Source organism: Draconibacterium orientale (assembly GCF_900111425.1).
GTDB lineage: Bacteria > Bacteroidota > Bacteroidia > Bacteroidales > Prolixibacteraceae > Draconibacterium > Draconibacterium orientale.
The window spans coordinates 1-1,457 of record NZ_FOHT01000084.1 but is presented as its reverse complement, the minus strand read 5'-3'; the positions used below and the strand labels follow the sequence as shown (position 1 = coordinate 1,457).

Here is a 1,457-nt window from a genome sequence, read left to right as displayed (position 1 = left end):
ATGGTGTCGATAGTTCCACAATTGTCAGTTGCTCCGCCGTTGATATCATCAACAGTTATGGTTGCAACACCGTTTGCATCCAGTTGAACCGTAATATCGTTGCAGGTAACTTCCGGAGCAGTGTTGTCAGAAACGATCACTATCTGCGTAAATGAAGTTTCATTACCACAGTCGTCAGTAGCTGTCCAGGTGCGTGTTAATGTATAGCTGTTTGCGCAGTTGCCGTCAGTTCTGGTTTCGGTAAATTCAACCGGAATATCCGAGTCACAATTGTCAGCAGCAGTCAGCACAACAGCCTCAACAACGTCATCACACTCAGCAGTAATTTCTGCTAATGGCAATGTTTCGTTGAAAGTAGGTGCGGTGTTATCCGAAACAGTTACTGTTTGTGTAAATGAAGTTTCATTACCACAGTCGTCAGTCGCTGTCCATGTACGTGTTAAAGTATAGCTGTTTGCGCAGTTGCCGTCAGTTCTTGTTTCAGTAAATTCAACCGGAACGTCTGCATCGCAATTGTCAGCAGCAGTCAGCACAACAGCTTCAGCAACGTCATCACACTCAGCAGTAATTTCTGCTAATGGCAATGTTTCGTTGAACGTAGGAGCTGTATTGTCCGAAACAGTTACTGTTTGTGTAAATGAAGTTTCATTACCACAGTCGTCGGTAGCAGTCCAAACGCGTGTTAAGGTATAGCTGTTTGCGCAGTTGCCGTCAGTTCTTGTTTCGGTAAATTCAACCGGAACATCTGAGTCACAATTGTCAGCAGCAGTCAGTACAACAGCCTCAGCAACGTCATCGCACTCAGCCGTAATTTCTGCTAATGGCAATGTTTCGTTGAAAGTAGGTGCAGTGTTATCCGAAACAGTTACTGTTTGCGTAAATGAAGTTTCATTACCACAGTCGTCAGTAGCTGTCCAAACGCGTGTTAAGGTATAGCTGTTTGCACAGTTGCCGTCAGTTCTTGTTTCGGTAAATTCAACCGGAACATCTGAGTCACAATTGTCAGCAGCAGTCAGTACAACAGCCTCAGCAACGTCATCGCACTCAGCCGTAATTTCTGCTAATGGCAATGTTTCGTTGAAAGTAGGTGCAGTGTTATCCGAAACAGTTACTGTTTGCGTAAATGAAGTTTCATTACCACAGTCGTCAGTAGCTGTCCAAACGCGTGTTAAGGTATAGCTGTTTGCACAGTTACCGTCAGTTCTGTTTTCTTCAAAAACAACCGGAACATCCGAGTCACAATTGTCAGCAGCAGTCAGCACAACAGCCTCAGCAACGTCATCACACTCAGCAGTAATTTCTGCTGTTGGCAATGTTTCGTTGAAAGTAGGTGCAGTGTTGTCAGAAACGATCACTGTCTGCGTAAATGAAGTTTCATTACCACAGTCGTCAGTAGCTGTCCAGGTGCGTGTTAATGTATAGCTGTTTGCGCAGTTGCCGTCAGTTCTGGTTTCGGT

General features: G+C 44.8%; 1 protein-coding gene. It reads right to left on the bottom strand.

Annotation, left to right across the window (positions count from 1 at the left end; genetic code table 11):
* The coding region (locus BMW53_RS21065; protein ID WP_441294358.1) for an HYR-like domain-containing protein at positions 1-1,457 on the bottom strand (1,457 nt) is incomplete at both ends.